The organism is Yoonia maritima, from assembly GCF_002933395.1.
GTDB classification, from domain to species: domain Bacteria; phylum Pseudomonadota; class Alphaproteobacteria; order Rhodobacterales; family Rhodobacteraceae; genus Yoonia; species Yoonia maritima_A.
Map to the genome: position 1 here is coordinate 537,908 of NZ_PKFN01000008.1, position 22,172 is coordinate 560,079.

The following is a 22,172-nucleotide window of genomic DNA, read 5'->3' on the forward strand; positions in this document are numbered from 1 at the left end:
TGCTGTGCTACAGACAAGATAACAAAGCACGCTGCTTTGCGCAGTTCTCAGCTTTCTGTGCCGACCCTCATCGTATCTCCAACTTATAATGTTACTCTGGGCACATAAGTCCAGTGATGCTTACCCGCCCTTATTGAAGCATTCAATTAAGCACGATTGCAAAACATCACGATATCTAGCCTGCCCATAATCATACCAAATTACGCATTACCACTGGTTCACCCGGAGCTAATGTCGTTGGCGGCAATGTTGCGAGAGCCCGCAACATTTTTCCAAATTTTTGTTCTGACCCGCCATCCATGATCCAGCTCAACCGCTTCATACCTTCCGAAGCGGTTGACTTAGCCCCTGTAGGGGTGATGCGTTCAACAATTTGCTCCCATTCGCGCTGCGTCTGGACTGTACCGACGACCGTCAAAATAGCGGCTTCTTGATGTTCTTCTAAAGAAAACGTGAACGTTTCTGATAGTTTGTACAAAATTGCCCCCTTAGCTTCCGGAGGCGCGAAAAGCAAAACCTCAGGTTTTGCTTTAATTTTACGTGCGTATTCTTCAGCCTTATCACTTTTATCAATCGATGCCTTAGCTGCTGCAATGAACGCATCGATCTTGTCTTCAGCCGCTCGCAAGGCGTCGGCACCGAATTCAACGGCATACAAGACCAAGCCAATTACGGCATCAAATGCTTCTTTGCTCATGAAGGTTAAGAAGCTAAAATCGTTTTCTTTCAATTGATTGTACACGTATACAATAAGGTCATAGATCGCGCCAGTTCCCACAAGCCCTGTCATGCTCCCCTTGGCCCCTACTCCAATCACGAGCTGGGCCTTCGCACGGAACATAAACTTACCACCCTCAAAGCTAATCATAAAATCAACTTCGCCGCCAATTCCGGCGTTAGCAGCTACCATCACGCCAAGCTCAACGAGGATCACCCATTTCGCGTCCTTGATCGCGCCATTTTTATCCTCGCGCCAGCCAGGGTTTTGCCACTCCAATGCACCGGCAACATTACCGCCTGCCTCTACGCCCGCAAACGCACCGGCGGCGATTTCGCCTTTGGCACCGGCCATGGATGGCTTAGCAAGAATAGATCCGCCGGGTTCGGGTGCATATTCAATGCCAGCAGTTCCAAAAATACTGGCGCCTAACATCGCATGCGCCTTTATTGTCAATCGGCCTCGGAAGTATCCAAAATTAAGGTCCTGCTGACGACCAGCCTCCGACCCCGTTTCAGGAAAATACGATAGATATGCATGCCAACCATCACGGTGCGGTGCGTATCCATCAAACTGGGCTTTGGCCTCGGCCAGAATGGCGCGCGCCTCTGCGTTACCTGTTAAACCGTAACCCCCTGTTTTGGGGTTATATCCAAGGTTCAGCCCATACCCCGCATAGGCCCGCAATAGCTGCGCACCTGCAGACAGGTCATGGTACCCGCTCGACCCGCTATAAATGAGACTATCATTGACAGCATCGACCCATTGCAGCCAGCTGGCGTCCCATACATCAGTAATCGACCCGCTAACCGTGCCCTTGGCAAGCTGGGAGCGGAAAGTGATCCCCTCAGCCAAGTCCTTTTTGATCTTTTTCCTTGCTTGTGTAAAAGCAGTTCTCAGACCTTGTTTATTCAATTGTTTCGGATCGTCTGCAGAACCTTCAGCCACTAACAGCGACTTATTAACGTTGTAGCTCCGCCAATGATTGCGCATCTTGGTGCTTCGAATTCGAGTCCACTTCTTCCCCTTAATCGAATAAGCTTGAACGAGATGCTCACCGGGCAACCGAGCCATTGGTCGGGTATATCCGTCCAGCATAGGAATATGGCCCTTCAACGTCGTTGTTATGTGGTCTTGGGCCGCAATGATCGCCTCTGGGTCTTGTTCTGCTTTTGCTTTTTCGAGTGCACCAAAGGTGTCATCCATAAATTTTATTTCTTGATGAATTTCGGCTAGTTCATCTCCTGCAAAAAGAAGAATGTTGCTTTCCCCGACTGCTGCATCACCACATGCCAGAACATAAAATAGTTCAAATTCACCGCATTCGATGCAGATACTCATGTTACGTCCACCTCAAGATTATAATGCTTTGCGATCTTATAATTCAGGAAACCCAGTGAATGATCTCCGCTTTCGATAGCTTGCCAAATCGAAGCGTGCGCCTCTGCGGGAATTTGCGCTAACAGATCATATGTACCAATCAGCGCAGTTTCATTATTGAAACCAGCATTGAAAAGGCGCGTGTACACTTCGGCACGCATCTTTCGTTCAGATGCTGGTGTCCCACCATGGATTGCCAGATTACGTCCCTGACGCGTGCAAAGCACATCATGCATTGCCGCTCTCTTGGTCTTGTCAATCACAGGTAAATTGAATGTCGCGTTTTCGGACAGGTTCAAGCCCGGTTGGGGTGAGGTTTTTACAGCATCCCACAACCCGTCATTCAACGCCGGAAACATATACATAAAGCTTTCGACCCGAGCGAAAAAACTGGCGACTTCGACTTGGTTAGAACACCGAAGTACTGCGTCTAAAAAGCCGGGTTCCTGAAATCGAAAATACTGCCTGATCCCAGCTTCGTCAGCCAAAAGCGTATAACGCCGTAAGTGGTGTTGAACATCCTTGATACCAAAGCGAGAGCGCAACACGATGCCGGCATCCAGTGCTAGCATATGCCACGGGTTGTCTTGGCCTGGATCATACGCGAAATATTGCCGAGTTAACTCTGCTTCCACCTCAAGCTGTACCAACCAAGGTGCAGTTTCTGCGTAATCGTCATTTTCATAAAGACAGACATGCGGCAAATCGCACTGCGACAGACGGTCGGTCAAGAACCGAACCTTCGCAGCATCTATCACTGCATATACATATAGCGGATGCCCATCGGCATCAGTTTCTCCGAATAATTTACTTTCTAACTCACTGGGAATAAATGAAATTTCACCACCAGAGTCTGGATCCTTAAGGGGGATGATATCAAAAACTAGGTCACGCTGTAAAAATTCGTCCATGTTTTGGATCACGCGTAAAGCAGCCTTAGCCTAGATGTATTTTCAGCAGTATGCGCCACAAATACTGACCAGCTCAACACCTCACAAGCGGCTAAAAGCCTTCGAAAACCCCGAGCAATCGGCACAAAAAAATTCATGGGTGCATCCAAGAAATTTCGTCAAGTTATGGCGTTTCAGCGATCGCTGTCACGCTGAGCTGGGTTCGATCTCAGGGATCGAACGTAGTGCCAATTCCTGGACCGCGCAATACGAAGCACCTTGTCGATTTACTTGACGCCGCGAATCTTGAATTCCAAGCAGCTGAAATTTTGATGATTGATGAGATCGCAAAGAATTTTTTTGTTGGTCAATGAAACATGATATATTTGCCCCCGGAAGGACGTTTTGTTTTACATAGCTCAAACACTTAGAATACCGCCACTAATTCATGTTTGAAACGAATAATCTAACTGGTCCTTGCGAGTTTCAGGCCTCTAAACGAGCAACCCTAAGAAAAGGTCATTTTAGTGGTTAAGAAGAATAAACTCACCGATAGGGAAATTGGCATCATAAAAGCGATGTTGAAGTTTTTCCCCAAATTATCTCAGCAAGCGATCCATTCCTATTTCTCGAAACCAGGGCGTGACTTCAACCAGGCAAGGATCACAAACATCGCCAAAGGGGAACTTGGAAAAATTGTGCCAACGGCGACTAAGCAAGAAGCTGAAGCTTACATGTCAACATATACTGGAACAGGGGATCTCCCCTGATAGCCAACTGTTCGATTTTTCCCTCAACCCTGCAGTATGCATGGCCGAACGGGGCGACATTGAACAAATAGTTTTTGTACTTGCCGCCGAGACTGATGATATCAGCCCAGGATCAGTCGACGCCCCAAGACCGGATGGGCCAATTCAGGGCCCAATATTCGAAGGTCTTGAGGAATTGTCGGACGTCGATATTAATCTAAATATATCTGATCCGGTGATGACACGCGTACGACATCTACGACATTATGGAAGAATTGTAATCCCATCTTACTGGGAGTTTGTACCCTATAATGATGCGCTTATGTCGCCGCATGCGAGTTCTCACCTCAGGCTACGCGTCCAAGGAATAGTACGTGCGCTCATCAAAGCCCCCTCGAAACGAGCGAGAGGGTTAAGGGCACTGAAATATATTTATGATAAGAATTTTGGCGGCACATCAAGGCGACGCAATATTATATCTCTCTTTTTGTATTCGGGTCCCGTTGGTACAAGTATGAAACTTCAGGGCCATTCTTCGACCCACCCAGTTAGATGGAACACTTCGTTTGACAATTTTGGACAGCTATTCACTGGAGATGGGTATCTCAGTACATCGGCAGAGCTAAATGCCCTTCTCCGCCGTTACTGTGGTCGGTTAAATCGGGCTGGTGTTCTTCAGGTCATGCATCACGGAGCTTTGGGGAATCGGCATTCAGGTGTCGCGAACGCATTACAGCCGGCTGCAAGCATCTTTTCGTCAGATCCAGAAAGAGGCAAGGACCCTCACCCTCATGCTTTCGTCTTGAGAGATTTCTGGCCACATTGCCCGGTACAACTTGACCCCCAATCTGCTTTCCAACTGCAGTTACTTTTGGCCTAAGTAACCGTCGCGGCCCACTCCCGACCTACCACGCGCCGTTTTCCCTAAGATGAGCTAGAGTCGCGGCTGAAGAGCGCTTTGGACAAAACGCTGAACTAGCGCTCAATCAATCGCTCCGTGGGTGAATTGACATATTGTCAGTCACATCAACAAATAGTTCGAGCGCCCAGTGGGCGCCCTATATCTTGATTGCACATTGACTTCGCGGGATCCTTGCCCCGATTTCGAGACAACTTTGCCCCGATTTACAGTTCTAGTGGGTCCACGCACCGCGGCGGTTCGTCGCAAAATTTTCGCCGTAGCCGCCCGCACGGATGTTGAGTTTTCGTGGTTTCGGCTCTTGAACAACGGCCTCGATACCGTGTTCGGCGGCATACTCGACCGCGGCCTTTTTGGTGTCAAACGTCAGTTTCACTTGGGCTTGCGTATCAACGGAGGACGTCCAACCCATCAAAGGGTCAACCTCGCGGGCGGTTTCTGCGACATGTTCCAAAACCCAGTGGTGTGTTTTGGCTGTGCCTGACGACATTGCTGTTTTCGCGGGTTTATAGATTCGTGCGCGCATCATGGTCTCCATAATTAGGCGTGTTATCGACAAAACAGGCGCTCAGCGCAAGCATACTGACAAGTAATGTCAACAAGAAGGGTTGCAGCGGAACAAAAAGGGATCACATATAGGTTAACCCAAGGAACGTCGCATGCCCTACGCCCAGACCGATAAGTCAGAACCAGAAGCCTTTTTGGCCAACCCTGCACCGGATGTAAAAAACCGTGAAAAGCTGGAGGGTGGTAAAAAGTTCGTCCTGCACACGGAATTCGAACCGGCAGGCGACCAACCCACCGCGATCAAAGAACTGTCGGCGGGGATTTTGTCAGGCGAACGGGACCAAGTCCTATTGGGCGCGACGGGTACAGGTAAAACCTTCACCATGGCCAAGATGATCGAGGAAACGCAACGTCCTGCGATTATCCTTGCGCCGAACAAAACGTTGGCCGCCCAGCTATATGGCGAATTCAAAGGGTTCTTTCCGGACAACGCGGTCGAATATTTCGTCAGCTATTACGACTACTACCAACCCGAAGCCTACGTCGCACGATCCGACACATTCATCGAAAAAGAATCCCAGATCAACGAACAGATCGACCGGATGCGGCACTCTGCCACCCGCGCGCTACTAGAACGGGATGATGTGATCATCGTGGCATCGGTGTCTTGCATCTATGGTATCGGCTCTGTCGAAACTTACGGCGCGATGACCCAAGACATCCACGTCGGGCAAATTTACGACCAGCGCCAGATCATCGCTGACCTGATCGCCCAGCAATACCGACGCAACGACGCGGCCTTCCAACGCGGCACCTTCCGGGTGCGCGGCGATAGCCTTGAAGTCTGGCCTGCCCACTTGGATGATCGCGCATGGAAACTGTCGTTCTTTGGCGAAGAACTCGAGACGATCACCGAATTCGACCCACTGACCGGGTCCAAAACTGGAACCTTCGATAAGGTCCGCGTCTACGCCAACAGCCACTACGTCACGCCCAAACCGACAATGAACCAAGCCATCATCGGCATCAAAAAAGAACTGCGGACGCAGCTTGATAAAATGGCCGCCAACGGCAAACTGCTCGAAGCACAGCGCCTAGAACAGCGCACCAACTTCGACCTTGAGATGCTCGAGGCGACAGGCGTCTGCAACGGCATCGAAAACTATTCACGCTACCTAACCGGCCGCGCACCCGGCGAACCACCACCCACCCTGTTCGAATTCATCCCCGATAACGCCATCGTCTTTGCCGATGAATCCCACGTGTCCGTGCCGCAGATCGGCGGGATGTACAAAGGTGACTTTAGACGCAAATCCGTGCTGGCCGAACATGGGTTCCGGCTGCCGTCTTGTATGGATAACCGGCCGCTGAAGTTCGAAGAATGGGACGCGATGCGCCCGCAATCCGTGTTCGTATCAGCCACCCCTGCCGCGTGGGAAATGGAACAAACCGGCGGCGTGTTCACCGAACAAATCATTCGACCCACCGGGCTGATCGACCCTGAAATCGAAATCCGGCCCGTTGAAATGCAGGTGGACGACCTATTGGACGAGGTCCGCAAAGTCTCGGCCGATGGCTACCGCACGCTGGTCACGACCCTGACCAAACGCATGGCCGAAGACCTGACAGAATACATGCATGAACAGGGGATCAAGGTTCGCTATATGCACTCTGACATCGACACGATTGAGCGGATCGAAATCCTGCGTGACCTGCGGCTTGGCGCGTTCGACGTGCTGATCGGGATCAACCTATTGCGAGAGGGGCTCGATATCCCCGAATGCGGGTTGGTCGCGATCCTCGACGCCGACAAAGAAGGCTTCCTGCGCTCCGAAACCTCGCTCGTGCAAACCATCGGCCGCGCCGCGCGTAACGCCGAAGGGCGCGTCATCATGTACGCCGACAAAATCACCGGCTCCATGGGCCGCGCGATGAAGGAAACCGAACGCCGCCGCGCCAAACAAATGGCCTATAACGTCGAACACGGGATCACGCCGACCACCGTGAAAAAGAACGTCGAAGACATCCTCGCGGGCCTCTACAAAGGCGACGTGGACATGAACCGGGTCACCGCCACAGTCGACAAACCACTGCACGGCGGCAACCTCGAGGCCGTGCTGGACGGCCTGCGCAACGACATGCGCAAAGCCGCCGAGAACCTCGAATTCGAAGAAGCCGCCCGCCTGCGCGACGAAGTCAAACGGCTCGAAACCGTCGACCTCGTGGTCAGCGACGACCCGCTCACACGACAACAAGCAGTGGACAAGGCTGTTAACGATGCTCAAAAAGCAGCAGGGCGTAGTACCGCGGGTAAACCCGGTCAACGTGGTGGTGTAAAACGTAGAAGCCGCTGATGATATTGTGACGCCCTAGAGCAACACACATAGTTTGAGGCAGAAGTAATGCTGAAATGGATATACCGACGCAACCAACGTAAACGCATCATGATTTGGGAAGATGTTATAAATAACTACGAAAAAGCCGAACAGTCCGGTTTTGACAGCGTAGCGCTAATATTTCCGGTAGTAGTTGCTGGCATCTCACAAAAACTCGCGGTCCCAGACGATATGATTTTTGCGCCGGTAGATATTTCCATGGAGCGAAGGCTCATGTTTATCAGATGGTTAGACAGTGAAGCGGATCGTATAGCCGCGATCGATGCTACCGAAGATTCGCGCATGCCAATGCTTTACTGCCATGATATCCTATATGTCGTTCATCGCGCCTGTTTTCATCAGGCTGATCAGCCGATGATTGAACCTGAACTGTCCTGCAAGGTCGCTGAACGAGCCGTACGATTGTCGTCTAGACTTTTTGAGCGCGGCAAGCAGCAAATCAACCAACTTTACTCTCCCTCCATTCCTGATCAAAAGCTAAATTAGGTTTTCACTCTGTTGTTATTGCAGGGCCTCCAACACGATACCCCCATCATGACCAAAGACCCCATTAATCCCACCACGCCTGAATCCATTGCGCTCACCAATGACATCCTGACCGCCACGCGGTTTGGGGCCTTGGCGGTCGTTGACCCAGATGGCGCGCCCTACGTGACGCGGGTTGGTTTGATCTGGGATGGGAACGGTTTCCTCACCTTGGTCTCGCGGCTGTCGACCCACACCAGCGCATTGCTGGCCGCACCCAAATGCGCCGTACTGGTCGGTGAACCCGGCGACAAAGGTGATCCGCTGACCCACCCGCGCCTAACCGTGCAATGCACCGCCGCGCAGGTCGACAAACCCGCGCATAAATCCGCATGGCTTGCCCAAATCCCAAAGGCAAAACTGTACTATGATTTCCCCGATTTCATCATGTTCCGGCTAACGCCAACCGCCTTCCACCTGAACGGCGGTTTTGGCAAAGCGTTCCGTTTAACCAGCGCCGATCTGGCCGAAAACTAACATGCGGCCCCTGTACATACGCTGTGTGTACGCAATGTGCACGGGCGGTGCCCCTATCCCCGGCCCAATCCCAGCAAGATAACACTGCCTTCTTGCCAGCGCCCCTTAACCAAGAATCCTTTATCCCCGATTTTAGGGAATTCTTGTTTCCAGTCTAAAAAGCGGTCGTTCGTCACAACGCGTAGCCCGTCGTCAACCGCGTGTTTCAATAGGATCGGATCAGCAGGTGTACCACTGGGCGCAAGCGTTACATCGCTCTTGGGCAACCCCAATTGCACCGCCATATCCCGCGCGCCCAAATGCTGATCAGCCAGCTTATAACCAACGTTCGCATCGAAATAGACGATGGGTTCATAACCACGGTTATGCAGCGCATCCATCACACGTTTCAGCACCATTATCGACGGGTCCCCGCCCCAGTGCATGACGTTCGAACCATCAACAATTATTGGCTTTCCTGCACGCTCGCGCGGTTTTTCGGCTGGTCGCTTGCCGCGCTTTAGCCAACGGCGAAGCTTTAGGGCATAGCCAAGCGCAAGCAGGCCAAAAACGCCAAAAATCGCCTTACCTAAGGCATCAATCACACGTGGTTTTTCACCGCCTTCGGGCAACAAAACAGCGCAGACCACCAATGCGATCAACGTGCAAATCAGTAGCCCCCGAAGTATGCGCATGCCTAGCTCTCATGTTTGTGCTGCGTGGATATCACGCAGAATTTCCACAACCACAAGGCAACATCGGGACGTTTTTATGACCCTTCTAATCCCTTCAAGATCGGACAATCAGGCCGGTTATCGCCCGCGCAATCCTTAACCAATTCCGACAACGTATCCCGCATCGCAATCAACCCAGCAATTTTATCCTCAATCTCCACCAAATGCTGTTTCGCAATACGACGAACATCACCGCTCGCCCGCGCCTGATCTTCCCATAATGCCAATAGGTTACGGCAATCCTCAATCGAGAAACCAAGCGCCCGCGCCCTGCCTAAAAACGCCAGTTTATGCGCGTCACTGTCCTGAAAATCACGGTAGCCATTCGGCCTGCGCGCCGGTGTCACCAGCCCGATTTCTTCGTAATACCGGATGGTCTTTGCAGGCAACCCGGTACGGGTTTCGACCTCAGAGATATTCATCTTATGCTCCCTTCACCCAGCGCAAGCGCAGCGCGTTTGTTACGACCAGCACGCTCGACAGCGCCATTGCCCCGGCCGCCAACCCCGGCGACAAAAGCACACCCCAAATGGGGTAAAGCACCCCAGCCGCGACCGGAACCAGCAGCACGTTATAACCAAACGCCCAAACGAGGTTTTCTTTGATATTGGCCATGGTCGCCCGGCTAATGACGATCCCGTTCAGTACCCCAGCCGGGTCGCCCGACATGAGTACAACATCCGCGCTTTCGACGGCCACATCCGTTCCCGTACCAATCGCGATACCGACCTCGGCGGTCGCAAGCGCAGGCGCATCATTGATACCGTCACCGACGAAGGCCACCTTGCTGCCATTTGCTTGCAATTGGCGGATCACGTCGACCTTACCTTCGGGCAGGACCTCAGCAAAAACGTCAGCGACCTCCAATTCGGCACCAATCGCTTTTGCTGTCCGCTCTGCGTCACCAGTGATCATCACAACGCGGATGCCCCGCGTATTCAACCCTGCAACTGTTGCTTTCGCCGAAGGCCGCACGGTGTCCGCGACGCCAATCACACCCGCAGGCGCACCATCAATCGCGACCATGATTGGGGTCTTACCAGCACCAGCAAGCTCTTGTGCTGCTTGTTCAAGTGGTGACGGATCGATGCCTTCGCGCGTTAACAGGCGGGCGGCACCGACCAGCACAACCCGGCCTTCAACCACCGCTCGCAGACCGTGTCCCGGAATGGACGCAAAGTCAGTCACGGCAGGCAGCGGGCGGGATGCCCCGGCAACAATTGCTTGGGCCAATGGATGCTCGGAAAGCGATTCAACTGCGGCAACAATCTGTAAAAGCGCGGCTTTGTCACCTGTTACTGGCTCAATGTCAGTCAGCACTGGCTTGCCGACAGTTAGCGTCCCCGTCTTATCAAAAGCAACGATATCAACGCCCTGCAGCGCCTGAAGCGCATCGCCCTGACGGAACAAAACGCCAAGGTCAGCCGCCCTGCCAGTGCCCACCATAATCGACGTTGGGGTCGCTAAGCCCATAGCGCAAGGGCAGGCGATAATCAGAACCGACACACCTGCAACCAATGCGTAAGACAAGACAGGCGAAGGGCCAAAGGCCAACCAAATGATAACGGTCAACACAGCAATGGCCATGATCCCCGGAACGAACCACTGTGTAATTTTGTTGACGAGGTCTTGTACTGGCAGCCGTGCGCTTTGGGCATCTTCTACCATCGCGATGATCTGCGACAGCATGGTTTCAGCCCCCACAGCGGTCGCCCGAATTTGAAGCGCGCCATTCCCATTCACTGTGCCGCCGACCACAGTGTCACCTTTGGATTTCTCGACTGGAATAGGTTCACCGGTGACCATGCTTTCGTCCACAAACGACGCACCGCTTTGCACCACACCGTCAGTCGCCACACGTTCGCCGGGGCGCAACACAATGATGTCATCGCGAACGATTTTATCGACGGGTACATCAACCTCTTCTGCATCGCGTAGTACGCGGGCGCTACTGGGGCGTAGGCTGATTAGCCGCTTAATGGCGTTTCCCGTCCGGCCCTTTGCGCGTGCCTCTAACCAACGGCCAAGCAGGATCAAGGTTACAATCACCGCGGCCGCTTCGAAATAGACGGACCGCGCCGTTGCGGGCAAAAGCGCCGGGGCGAAAAGTGCGACGGTGGAATAAACCCACGCCGCACCCGCCCCCATTACAACAAGCGAATTCATATCCGGCGCGAACCGCCGCAGCGCTGGAATTCCTTTGGCAAAGAACACACGGCCCGGTCCCATTAGAACAACAGTCGCGAGGATGAATTGGATCGCCCAACTCGTTTGCGTGCCAATTGTTCGGGCGATGAAATGATGAAATGCTGGGAACATATGCCCGCCCATTTCAAGAACGAACACTGGAATAGTTAACGCCGCCGCGATCAGGAAGTTGCGGAAAACCTTTGTTGCTTCTTTGCCTTGGCGGTCGTCAGTAGGCGATGCACCCTCAAGGACCTTGGCCTCGTAACCAGCGTGACTGACAGCCTGCTGCAAAGTCGCGGCATCGGTCAACGTCGTGACGGTCGCGGTGCCATTCGCCAAATTGACCGACGCCGTGATGACACCGGGCGTTTCCAACAAAGCGCGTTCTACGCGGCCCACACATGACGCACATGTCATGCCGATTATTTCAAACCGAAGCTTGCTTGGCAAAGCAGGATAGCCAGCGGCCCGCAAAGCGCTTACCATTGCGCGACCAGCATCGGCACCGTTCAAATCCACAGTTGCCGATGCATTCGCCAAGTTGACGCGCGCTTGTGTCACGCCAGATACGGCCGAAATCGCCTTTTCCGCGCGGCTAACGCAGCTTGCGCAGCTCATCCCGTCGACACCAAATCTAAGTTCTGCAGAATGTCCCATGACATGCCCCGTGATTAATCAGACCCTTTACATAGGGGTTCCAGTCACGGGAAGGTCAAGAACCTAGATTGAAAACTTCGTCCGGAAAATACTTTGCTAGCCGAATGTCGGCAGTGCGGGCATGTCCTTCCATGCCTTCGATACGTGAAATCCGGGCGGTTGCTTCGGCGACTGGTCGTGCTGCATCACGGGTTGCGCGCTGCCAAGTCACTGTTTTCATGAACTTACCGACAGATAGGCCACCTGTATAACGCGCCGCACCCGATGTTGGCAGAACATGGTTTGGTCCTGCTGCTTTGTCACCAAATGCGACAGTCGTTTCTTCGCCTAAAAACAGCGATCCATAGGTCGTGAGCCGATCAAGCCACCAATCGAGATCATGGCATTGCACAGTCAGATGCTCAGGCGCGATAGTATCAGACGTATGCGCCATCTCTTCACGGTCAGCACAAAGGATCACCTCGGCATAATCGCTCCATGCGGCGGCGGCATTGGCTGCGTTCATATCAGGCAAGGACGCGATCAGGGCCGGAACACGTGCTATCACATCGTCAGCCAGCGCCCGGTCATCAGTCACCAGCCAAACAGGCGAATTCGGCCCATGCTCTGCCTGTCCAACAAGATCAGCTGCAACAATGTCCGGGTCAGCACCAGCATCAGCAAGCACGAGTGAATCGGTTGGCCCTGCGACCATATCAATACCGACTTCGCCGAACAGAATACGTTTTGCCTCGGCCACATATTGGTTACCCGGCCCGACAAGAATATCCACGCGCGGCAATCCGAACAGCCCCTTTGCCATAGCTACAACAGCCTGCACGCCGCCCATGTTCAAGATGGTATCAGCCCCACACAAATCCATCGCATACAGGATCGCGGGCGGAATACCGTCAGGGCCGGACGGCGGAGAACACGCGGTAATGTGTTTAACCCCTGCAGCCTTTGCCGTCGTGATTGTCATCATGGCGCTGGCAATATGCGCGTAGCGACCACCCGGTACGTAACACCCAGCGGCACCGACAGGGATTTGACGCTGGCCAGCGAACAAACCCGGCAGAATTTCGACCTCGGTATCGACGATCGTGTCGCGCTGCGCCTGAGCAAATCGCAGAATATTGGCGTGGGCAAATTGAATATCCGCCTTGGTTTGCTCTGAAACCTGATCTATCGCGTAATCAAGCGCGGTTCGCGAGACGATTGTCTCTCCCTGCCAGTGATCAAACCGCTGCGCCAAGGCGATTGCGGCAGCTTCACCACCATGCGCAATTTCAGCAAGCAATGCCTGTACGGCAGGTGCCACGTCCGCATGGTCTGTTTGGGCGGTTCGAACCGCGCGCTTGAGGTATTCAACCATTTCAAAACCTATTGTGGGACAGGTTTGATTTGGGACTAGAAATACCAAAAGGCAAAGGGTTAGCTGCCCTTTGACTCTCTTGTTTTACTTCATCAAAAGCATTCTTCGGAAAGGCTTAACCTTTGCCCTTCCATGGTACCAAGACGCGCTCAATCCAGCGCATCAGCATGTCGATGCTAAAGCCAATTATCCCGATCAAGATGATGCCCATCAGAACAATGTCCGTGCTTTGAAATTTAGACGCGACCATAATCATCATGCCTGCGCCCTTTTCGGCGGCGACCAACTCGGCGGCAACAACAGTCCCCCAACACACGCCCATCGCGACACGCGCACCGGTAAAGATTTCAGGCAATGAATTCGGGATGATCACATAACGCATGATCTGCCATTTCGAAGCGCCCAGAGAATACGCCGCATGCACCTTGGATATCCGAACCCCGGACACGCCGGAACGGGCTGCAATCGCCATGATCCACAGTGCAGCTAGAAACAGCAGGATGATTTTTCCGACCTCGCCAATGCCCGCCCATATGATCACCAGCGGGATCAACGCAAGCGGCGGCACCGGGCGCATGAATTCGACAATAGGATCAAACCAACCACGGAACCAGTTCGACAGTCCCATCGCATAGCCCAAAGGAATCCCGACAATCGCACCAAGTAGGAAACCAACGACGACACGAAACAAGGAATACCCCAAGTGTTCCATCAGCGTGGAATTGCGAAAACCAACAGTCGCGATTTCGGTCATGCGCTTCCAGACAGCTTCGGGCGCTGGCAGCCAAATGGGTTCCATTTGGACACCAGTCGCAGGGATGATATTCAGCGTCCCCTTCGCAGACATCGCGACAGTACCAAAATCAACCTGAACCGACCCTTCCGGGGCAATCGGTTGGCCGTTGACAGCCGTAATGAACGTGTCTTCGTCGCGCCCCATTTCATCGTTGCGATCGACCCGCAGCAACGCGCTGCGATAGCTGGCAATTGCAATGGAATCATCTTTGGCGATGCCGCTGCCCGGACTGACTTCGGGCGCTTCGGTTTCAACCGTTGCAGGGTGAACGATGACAGACACCGTCGCGTCATCGGTCTGCCCGTCAGGTGTTGTGATGGTATAGGTAAACGAACCATTTCCGGTGAATGCGCCCGGCGCATGCATGAACCCCGGCAACAACTTTGACCCAGTAAATGCGCCCCAAAGCACAAAGATCAACACCACTGACACGACCGAAGCGACAGTGTTTGACGTCACTGCGCTTTCGTCGCCAAAGGTCACTGTTTTGAGAGAGCGATAGTCGTGTTTCGGAGTCAAAAGCCGTTTGATACCACTCCAAATGACCATCATCGCCAAGATCAGAACGACATAGCCGATAATGTATGGTGCCGCCTTAAATAGCGTCGTTAGAACGGCCCAGAGTTCTGCGCCAAGATTTGAAAGCAGCTCCATTACGCGTTCTCCGTCCGGCCCATGATTTCTTCTTCCATGTCCCAAATCATCGCAAGGATTTCTTCGCGGGTTTCATTGAACCGTGGATCTTTTTTGACCTGTCTTAAGTCTTGGTTCACGCCCATTTCTGCAAACGGCAGGTTGTATTCTCGGTGGATACGACCCGGACGCGGGGCCATCACGATTAGACGCTCGCCCAGCAACAACGCTTCTTCGACGGAATGGGTAATCAAGATGATCGTCTTGCCGGTCTCTTTCCACAGCTTCAGAACAAGGCCCTGCATTTTTTCACGGGTCAACGCGTCAAGCGCACCGAGCGGTTCATCCATCAAGATCACGTCAGGCTCATTGGCTAAACAGCGGGCAAGTGCCACGCGCTGCTGCATCCCGCCGGACAACTCGTAAACGGCCTTCTCCTTGAAATCCTGCAGCCCGACAACATCCAAAAGATGATCGACGATCTGCGCCTTTTCGGCTTTTGCCATGCCCTTCATCGACGGGCCAAAGCCAACGTTTTCGCGCACGCTCATCCATTCAAACAGCGCGCCTTGTTGAAAGACCATGCCTCGCTCTGCGCCCGGCCCGGTGACTGTCTTGCCGTTTAAGACGATCTTCCCCTCAGTCGGTGCAAGAAACCCTGCAACGATATTCAGTAGGGTTGTTTTCCCACAGCCCGAAGGTCCAAGCACAGACAACAATTCGCCCGCCTTGAGATCAATCGATACGTCCTTTAACGCCTGCACCGATGACCCATTCGGCAGATCAAACCGCATTGAGAGTTTGTCTATCTGAAGTCCTGACATATCCCGCTCCAATAATTTTCTAGAAAATTATTTGCACGCCACAGCATGCATCAGAATTTTCTAGAAAATTCTTGCCCCGGCGCAGACAACTGGTCCGCGCCGGGATCAAAGGATTTAGATGTCGTTTAGTGTCGCCAGTGGACCAGTGTTCACATTGCCAGCATAGCTATCTAGCGCGCTGTCAATTGATCCGGATTCCACAAATACATCAGCAACACCCTTCATGAACGCTGGTGCCGCTGCACCCAGCCAAGCGTCAGACAATTGTTCGTCGACCGATGGAAACACAAATGTTGCCATCGTTTCAGCTGTCGCGTCTTCGTCCATACCGGCGTCATTGGCGATCACGGGCAGCATTGCCTCAACACCAGAACCGTCGTTCCACGCAGCGTTTGCTTCGGCAGTGACAGCAAGAAATTTAGCGACCAGTTCTGGGTTCTCAGCGACAAAGCTGGCGGGTGCGGAAGTCACGTCAAACACCAGAATACCCAGTTCTTCTTTCTCAGCGCCAGTCAACAGGACGTTCCCATATTCCTTCATGCGGCGCAGCGAACCGCCCCAGCCACAAGCCATATCCACTGAACCCTGTGCGATTGCGGCGGCGCCATCCGGTGGCGCCATATCGACGATATCAAGCGAGGCAAGATCGACGCCGAAGTGTTCCATCTGGCGCAAGAAGCCATAGTGCGCAGCCGTCCCCAACGGCACAGCTACTTTCTTGCCTGTCAGCTCGTCAGCGCTGTCTTTGTCAATCTCAAGCCCGGACGCCACGACGCAGTTATCGTTTTCGGCATAAGATACAGCTACGTCCAAAATTTGCAGGTCTTGCCCAGCAGATGCAGCAACCACGAAAGGCGGCACACCTTGGCTTACTGAAATCTGTACGTCACCTGATGCCATCGCCGCCGACATTGCTGTGCCCGCATCAAAGCTAACCCAATTTACCTTCATACCCAGCGCTTCGTCATAAGTGCCATTCACTTTGGCGTATTGAAACGGCATCGGCCATTCGAGGAAGTAGCCAACGGTAATTTCTCCGTGGGCTTCCGCAGTTGCAGTGGTCGCGCCCGTCATGATCGCGACGCCAGCAGCGGCACCCATTAATACTGTCTTGAGTTTCATTTTCGTCTCCCGTGTTGGGCCTTAGCAAATAAGACCATGAGGTGGGCAGGTTTACCTGCCTCGATAATTCTGAACTGACCATGTTTCACCTTAGGTTCATAGTCCCAAGACCGATCAGCGACATGTGTACCCGCAGGTTTTTACACACACACCTGTCGGGCCACTTCAGGAGCAGACTACGACAAGTTAACCAAAGCCAAAGAAATTCGACCTGCTGCGTCAATCATAACAAACAGCGCTTATTTTCAAAGGATTACACCGTTCAGACACAACCCATGAAATTTTATTCATTTTATTCAACGCGCTACCATCAATCACCACATCACAGAACAAGGTCATGTTCGGTTTTTGGCTATATGCATCTGCGGAAACTGGCCCTACTGACATTGCAAATTCTGTAGGCAAAGTGCAAAGGACAGCGGCAGCCACGAATTAGATTCGCGCTGCCCGTTTTTCGTTACATAGATGGAGCCTCCTACATGGACACCACCAATTTCTTTAATGATCCCGACCATGTGATCGAGGCAGATCGCGCGCACATCTGGCATCACCTAAGCCAACATAAGACCTACGAAACCACTGACCCGCGCATCATAGTCGAAGGCAAAGGCCTGCGCGTTTGGGATATCAAAGGCAAAGAGCATCTGGATGCCGTGTCCGGTGGTGTTTGGACCGTCAACGTTGGTTACGGTCGCGAACGTATCGGTTCTGCCATCGCTGAAGCCGTCACCAAGATGTGCTTCTTCGGCGGCACTGCGGGCACCATCCCCGGCGCACAATTTGCAGAGATGCTAATTGACAAGATGCCCGGTCTTGATCGTGTTTACTATGCTAACTCTGGCTCTGAAGCGAACGAGAAAGCCTTTAAAATGGTTCGCCAGATCAGCCACAAGCATCATGGCGGCAAGAAATACAAAATTCTGTATCGCGACCGGGACTATCACGGCACAACGCTAGGTGCGCTGTCTGCGGGCGGCCAAGACGAACGCAATGCACAGTACGGCCCATTTGCGCCCGGATTCGTGCGCGTACCGCATTGCCTTGAATACCGCGCTGAAAATGGCCTGACCGGAGAAGCATACGGCCACGCCGCCGCCCAAGCGATCGAAGACGTGATCCTACGTGAAGGTCCGGACACTATTGGTGCGCTTTGCCTAGAACCCATTACCGCAGGTGGTGGTATTATTGTTCCGCCCAAAGGCTACTGGGAACGCGTCCAAGAGATTTGCGAAAAATACGATATCCTTTTGCACATTGACGAAGTTGTCTGTGGCATGGGGCGTACGGGGACGTGGTTCGGTTATCAGCAATTTGGGATCAAGCCAGATATTGTCACGATGGCCAAAGGCGTTGCGTCTGGATATGCCGCAATTTCATGCTGTGTCACAACGAATGCAGTCTTTGAGCAGTTCAAAGACGACACTGATAAACTGAGCTACTTCCGTGATATTTCGACCTTTGGCGGCTGCACAGGCGGTCCTGCTGCTGCGATCGAAAACATGAATATTCTTGTCGAAGAAGACTTACTTTCGAACTCAACCGCTATGGGCGAACATCTGATGAGTAACCTTGCGGGGCTGATGGAGGAACATAAATGGATTGGCGACATTCGCGGTATGGGACTGTTCGCAGGTGCCGAACTGGTCACAGACCGTGACACCAAAGAACCCGTTGATGAAAAATACATCGCGGCTATCGTTGCCGACTGCATGAACCAAGGCGTGATTGTCGGAGGCACAAACAGATCAGTACCGGGCTATAACAACACAATTTTGTTTGCCCCATCTTTGGTAGCGACCAAAGACGACATGAACCAAGTCACCGAGGCGGTTGGGAACGCGATCAAACGCGTGCTTGGCTAACACCGCCGAACTTTGCAGGCGCCGCATTGGCGCTTGCCTTGGCCTACAGTTAAGTCCAAAATTGACGCAACTTAGGGCCAATTTATGTCAATCGCTGTCGATACTTTCTTTCTTGATCCATCTGCCGTCGGCACGTTGCAGGCGCGCGTGCAGCAGATGGTTGCGCAAGGCATCCTTGCTGGGCGGTTTCGGGCGGGCGAACGGCTTCCTTCGTCGCGGAAAATGGCCGCCCATTTGGGGGTTAGCCGGATTACAGTCACGCTTGCCTATACGGAATTGGTCGCCGACGACTATCTAACATCGCGTGGACGATCCGGGTTTTTCGTATCCGAAAACGCGCCCGAACCGCCAGCTTTTCCCGCTAAACGCGCCCAATCTGGCACAGTCGATTGGAGCCGCGCGATCGGCCAACGGTTTGCACCGGGCCTGTATATGGACAAGCCCGCAGATTGGGCCAGTTATAAATACCCCTTCATTTACGGCCAAGCCGACAAAACCTTGTTTGATACCGCCAACTGGCGACTTTGCGCGCTGCGGGCGCTTGGGATGCGCGACTTTAGTGCGATGACCGCTGATTATTACGATGGTGACGATCCGCAATTAATCGAATTCATCGCGCGCCAAACGTTACCGCGGCGTGGGATCCTAGCGGACGAAGACGAAATCCTTGTCACGATGGGCGCACAAAACGCGCTCTGGCTTTCGGCGCAGGTACTACTGAATAGCCGGCGGATGGCTGCAATCGAAGACCCCTGCTATCCAGCACTTCGTAATATTCTGGACCAATCACGTTGCCAATACACGCCCGTACCAGTGGATGGGGATGGGCTTCCGCCCGATGCGCTTCCTGTTGATACGGATGTCGTTTTTGCGACCCCCAGCCACCAATGCCCAACAACATCGACAATGTCAGTTGACCGCCGCAAGGCTCTGTTGCGCAAGGCCGAAGATAACGATTTTCTAATCGTTGAAGATGACTATGAATTCGAAATGTCCTTTCTAAAGCCGCCTTCACCATCGCTCAAATCGCTCGATCAAAATGGGCGGGTGATCTACGTTGGATCGTTCTCAAAATCGTTATTTCCGGGGTTACGATTGGGGTATCTTGTCGGACCTGCACCCTTCATCCGCGAGGCCCGCGCATTGAGAGCGACAATATTACGGCATCCGCCCGGGCATATTCAGCGTACCGTTAGCTATTACCTGTCGCTTGGGCACTACGACGCACTGATCCGGCGCATGAGCAAGGCCTACCATGCGCGACGTCAGGTCATGGATGCAGCTCTAAAGGAATATGGCCTAAACGTTGCTGGGCACGGAACCTATGGCGGATCAGCGGTATGGTTACGTGCACCAGATGGCACAGACACCGCGCAACTATCTGCCCGGCTACGCGAGGATCGCGTATTGATGGAACCGGGCGCACCTTTCTTTGCATCGGAAACCCCACCGACCGAATATTTTCGTCTTGCCTATTCTTCGATCCCATCAGCGAAAATTGCCCCGGGCGTGCGATTGATTGCGCGGGCGCTCGCAGAGCATTAAGCCCGATAATCCGCCTGAATTGGCCATAAGAACCCAACGCAATTGGCCCTATTGAAAAGCCGGCCCCGTTTCTAATGTGACAACACCATATCGGACACGCCGCGTCGCGCGTCTGATCAAACCCAAAGGACCTTTCCTCATGAAAATGACCACCGAAGAAGCATTCGTTAAAACCCTGCAAATGCACGGGATTAAGCATGCTTTCGGGATCATCGGATCCGCGATGATGCCGATCTCGGATATCTTTCCGAAGGCAGGAATCAGCTTCTGGGACTGTGCGCACGAAGGGTCCGCAGGCATGATGGCAGACGGTTACACCCGTGCCACCGGTGAAATGTCGATGATGATCGCGCAAAACGGCCCGGGTATCACTAACTTTGTGACCGCCGTGAAGACAGCATATTGGAACCACACACCGCTGTTATTGGTCACGCCACAAGCCGCGAACAAGACAATCGGTCAGGGTGGTTTCCAAGAGGTCGAGCAGATGAAACTGTTCGAAGACATGGTCGCCTATCAAGAAGAGGTGCGCGACCCATCCCGCGTTGCCGAAGTGTTGAACCGCGTTATCATGAAAGCCAAACGCGCCAGTGCGCCCGCGCAAATCAACGTTCCGCGCGATTTTTGGACCCAAGTAATCGATATCGAACTACCGATGATCGTTGATTTCGAACGCCCCGCTGGCGGCGAGACCGCGATTACGAAGGCTGCCGAGTTGCTATCAAACGCCAAGTTCCCGGTGATCCTAAACGGGGCTGGTGTGGTTCTGGCCGAAGGTGGCATTGCAGCATCCAAAGCAGTGGCCGAACGCCTAGATGCCCCTGTTTGCGTTGGATACCAACACAACGACGCATTCCCCGGCGCCCACCCACTGTTCGCTGGTCCATTGGGTTATAACGGATCAAAGGCCGGGATGGAGCTAATCAGCAAGGCAGATGTTGTGCTGGCACTAGGCACACGTTTGAACCCATTTTCCACCCTGCCGGGCTATGGCATCGACTACTGGCCCCAAGACGCCAAGGTGATCCAAGTCGACATCAACCCAGACCGTATTGGCCTGACCAAAAAGGTCACTGTCGGCATTGTGGCGGACGCTGCAAAGGCCGCGGCGGGTATATTGGAACAGCTTTCGGATGACGCAGGCGATGCAGGCCGCGATGATCGGAAAGCGCTGATCGGGAACCTGAAATCTGCTTGGGCACAAGAACTGACCAGCCTTGACCACGAAGAAGACGATCCGGGCACCACTTGGAACGAACGTGCCCGTGCGGCCCGCCCCGATTGGATGAGCCCGCGCATGGCGTGGCGTGCGATCCAATCTGCGATGCCTGAAAACGCGATCATCAGCTCTGACATCGGCAACAACTGTGCAATCGGCAATGCCTATCCTTCGTTTCCGACGGGGCGCAAATATCTGGCCCCCGGCCTGTTCGGCCCATGTGGTTATGGCCTGCCGTCCATCGTTGGCGCAAAGATTGGCCAGCCGGATGTTCCTGTGATTGGGTTCGCCGGTGACGGTGCATTTGGTATTTCGGTAAATGAACTGACCGCGATTGGCCGCGACGAATGGCCAGCCATCACGCAAATCGTTTTCCGCAACTACCAATGGGGTGCTGAAAAGCGGAATTCGACCCTTTGGTTTGATGATAACTTTGTTGGCACCGAATTGGACATGAAAGTCAGCTACGCTGGCATCGCGCAGGCCTGCGGGTTGAAGGGCGTTCAAGCGAAAACAATGGACGAACTAACCACTGTTCTTAATCAAGCGATCAAGGATCAGATGGAAAACAACGAAACCACGTTGATTGAAGTCATCCTGAACCAAGAACTCGGTGAGCCGTTCCGTCGTGATGCAATGAAGAAACCTGTGCGCGTTGCGGGCGTATCTTCTGATGACATGGCAGCCGAGTAAGCT

Annotated in this window: 18 protein-coding genes; 8 read left to right on the top strand and 10 right to left on the bottom strand. The window is 53.3% G+C overall.

Going from position 1 to position 22,172, the window contains the following annotated elements; all coding sequences use genetic code 11:
- Positions 1 to 190: 190 nt before the first annotated feature.
- Entirely contained in the window at positions 191 to 2,059 is a 1,869-nt protein-coding gene (locus tag CYQ09_RS09170; protein ID WP_106745091.1) for a hypothetical protein, read from the bottom strand.
- The gene (locus CYQ09_RS09175) at positions 2,056 to 3,009 is read right to left on the bottom strand and encodes a DUF4123 domain-containing protein (protein ID WP_106745092.1); all 954 of its coding nucleotides are present in this window, start codon (positions 3,007 to 3,009) and stop codon (positions 2,056 to 2,058) included. The genes CYQ09_RS09170 and CYQ09_RS09175 overlap by 4 nt, the downstream gene beginning before the upstream one ends.
- Positions 3,010 to 3,152: 143 nt before the next feature.
- Between CYQ09_RS09175 and CYQ09_RS18635 the strand changes: the two genes are divergently transcribed.
- Together CYQ09_RS18635 and CYQ09_RS09185 are read left to right on the top strand one after the other, a co-directional pair.
- Complete coding sequence (locus CYQ09_RS18635) at positions 3,153 to 3,362, top strand: aldo/keto reductase (RefSeq protein WP_430383341.1); 210 nt, start codon at positions 3,153 to 3,155, stop codon at positions 3,360 to 3,362.
- Between the two features lie 153 nt (positions 3,363 to 3,515).
- On the top strand, positions 3,516 to 3,758 hold the full coding sequence (locus CYQ09_RS09185; protein ID WP_106745094.1) for a hypothetical protein: 243 nt from the start codon (positions 3,516 to 3,518) through the stop codon (positions 3,756 to 3,758).
- 1,112 nt (positions 3,759 to 4,870) lie between these two features.
- Here CYQ09_RS09185 and CYQ09_RS09195 read toward each other — a convergent pair.
- Complete coding sequence (locus tag CYQ09_RS09195; RefSeq protein ID WP_106745474.1) at positions 4,871 to 5,182, bottom strand: ETC complex I subunit; 312 nt, start codon at positions 5,180 to 5,182, stop codon at positions 4,871 to 4,873.
- Positions 5,183 to 5,315: 133 nt separating this feature from the next.
- Here CYQ09_RS09195 and uvrB point away from each other — a divergent pair, with 133 nt between their 5' ends.
- Genes uvrB through CYQ09_RS09210 form a run of 3 tightly spaced genes read left to right on the top strand, consistent with a single transcriptional unit; the run spans position 5,316 to position 8,561 of the window.
- Entirely contained in the window at positions 5,316 to 7,517 is a 2,202-nt protein-coding gene (uvrB, locus tag CYQ09_RS09200; RefSeq protein WP_106745096.1) for an excinuclease ABC subunit UvrB, read from the top strand.
- Between the two features lie 48 nt (positions 7,518 to 7,565).
- The gene (locus tag CYQ09_RS09205) at positions 7,566 to 8,045 is read left to right on the top strand and encodes a hypothetical protein (protein ID WP_106745097.1); all 480 of its coding nucleotides are present in this window, start codon (positions 7,566 to 7,568) and stop codon (positions 8,043 to 8,045) included.
- A 48-nt stretch (positions 8,046 to 8,093) separates the two neighbouring features.
- Positions 8,094 to 8,561: a HugZ family protein gene (locus CYQ09_RS09210; protein ID WP_106745098.1), complete on the top strand. Its 468-nt coding sequence runs from the start codon at positions 8,094 to 8,096 to the stop codon at positions 8,559 to 8,561.
- A 53-nt stretch (positions 8,562 to 8,614) separates the two neighbouring features.
- Here the strand turns inward: CYQ09_RS09210 and CYQ09_RS09215 are convergent, their stop codons facing one another.
- From CYQ09_RS09215 to CYQ09_RS09245, 7 genes are all read right to left on the bottom strand, one after another.
- Positions 8,615 to 9,235, bottom strand: coding sequence for an NYN domain-containing protein (locus CYQ09_RS09215; protein WP_106745099.1), 621 nt, complete (start codon positions 9,233 to 9,235; stop codon positions 8,615 to 8,617).
- Positions 9,236 to 9,309: 74 nt separating this feature from the next.
- Positions 9,310 to 9,696, bottom strand: coding sequence for a Cu(I)-responsive transcriptional regulator (gene cueR / locus CYQ09_RS09220; protein ID WP_106356411.1), 387 nt, complete (start codon positions 9,694 to 9,696; stop codon positions 9,310 to 9,312).
- Between the two features lies 1 nt (position 9,697).
- Complete coding sequence (locus CYQ09_RS09225; protein WP_106745100.1) at positions 9,698 to 12,121, bottom strand: heavy metal translocating P-type ATPase; 2,424 nt, start codon at positions 12,119 to 12,121, stop codon at positions 9,698 to 9,700.
- A gap of 55 nt (positions 12,122 to 12,176) precedes the next feature.
- Positions 12,177 to 13,475, bottom strand: a complete 1,299-nt coding sequence (gene hisD, locus CYQ09_RS09230) for a histidinol dehydrogenase (protein ID WP_106745101.1) — start codon at positions 13,473 to 13,475, stop codon at positions 12,177 to 12,179.
- Positions 13,476 to 13,590: 115 nt separating this feature from the next.
- On the bottom strand, positions 13,591 to 14,925 hold the full coding sequence (locus CYQ09_RS09235; RefSeq protein ID WP_204353920.1) for an ABC transporter permease subunit: 1,335 nt from the start codon (positions 14,923 to 14,925) through the stop codon (positions 13,591 to 13,593).
- Positions 14,925 to 15,728 (bottom strand): taurine ABC transporter ATP-binding protein, encoded by an 804-nt coding sequence (locus CYQ09_RS09240; protein WP_106745102.1) that lies wholly within the window; start codon positions 15,726 to 15,728, stop codon positions 14,925 to 14,927. Before CYQ09_RS09240 ends, CYQ09_RS09235 begins: the two co-directional genes overlap by 1 nt.
- Before the next feature lie 114 nt (positions 15,729 to 15,842).
- On the bottom strand, positions 15,843 to 16,850 hold the full coding sequence (locus CYQ09_RS09245; protein ID WP_106745103.1) for an ABC transporter substrate-binding protein: 1,008 nt from the start codon (positions 16,848 to 16,850) through the stop codon (positions 15,843 to 15,845).
- 479 nt (positions 16,851 to 17,329) lie between these two features.
- On the opposite strand from CYQ09_RS09245, the gene CYQ09_RS09250 reads away from it, so the two are divergent.
- From CYQ09_RS09250 to xsc, 3 genes are all read left to right on the top strand, one after another.
- A complete protein-coding gene (locus CYQ09_RS09250) occupies positions 17,330 to 18,712 on the top strand; it encodes an aspartate aminotransferase family protein (RefSeq protein WP_106745104.1) in 1,383 nt (460 codons plus the stop codon).
- A gap of 84 nt (positions 18,713 to 18,796) precedes the next feature.
- Positions 18,797 to 20,257, top strand: a complete 1,461-nt coding sequence (locus tag CYQ09_RS09255; protein ID WP_106745105.1) for a PLP-dependent aminotransferase family protein — start codon at positions 18,797 to 18,799, stop codon at positions 20,255 to 20,257.
- Positions 20,258 to 20,396: 139 nt separating this feature from the next.
- Positions 20,397 to 22,169, top strand: coding sequence for a sulfoacetaldehyde acetyltransferase (gene xsc, locus CYQ09_RS09260; protein WP_106745476.1), 1,773 nt, complete (start codon positions 20,397 to 20,399; stop codon positions 22,167 to 22,169).
- The last annotated feature ends 3 nt before the right edge of the window (positions 22,170 to 22,172 follow it).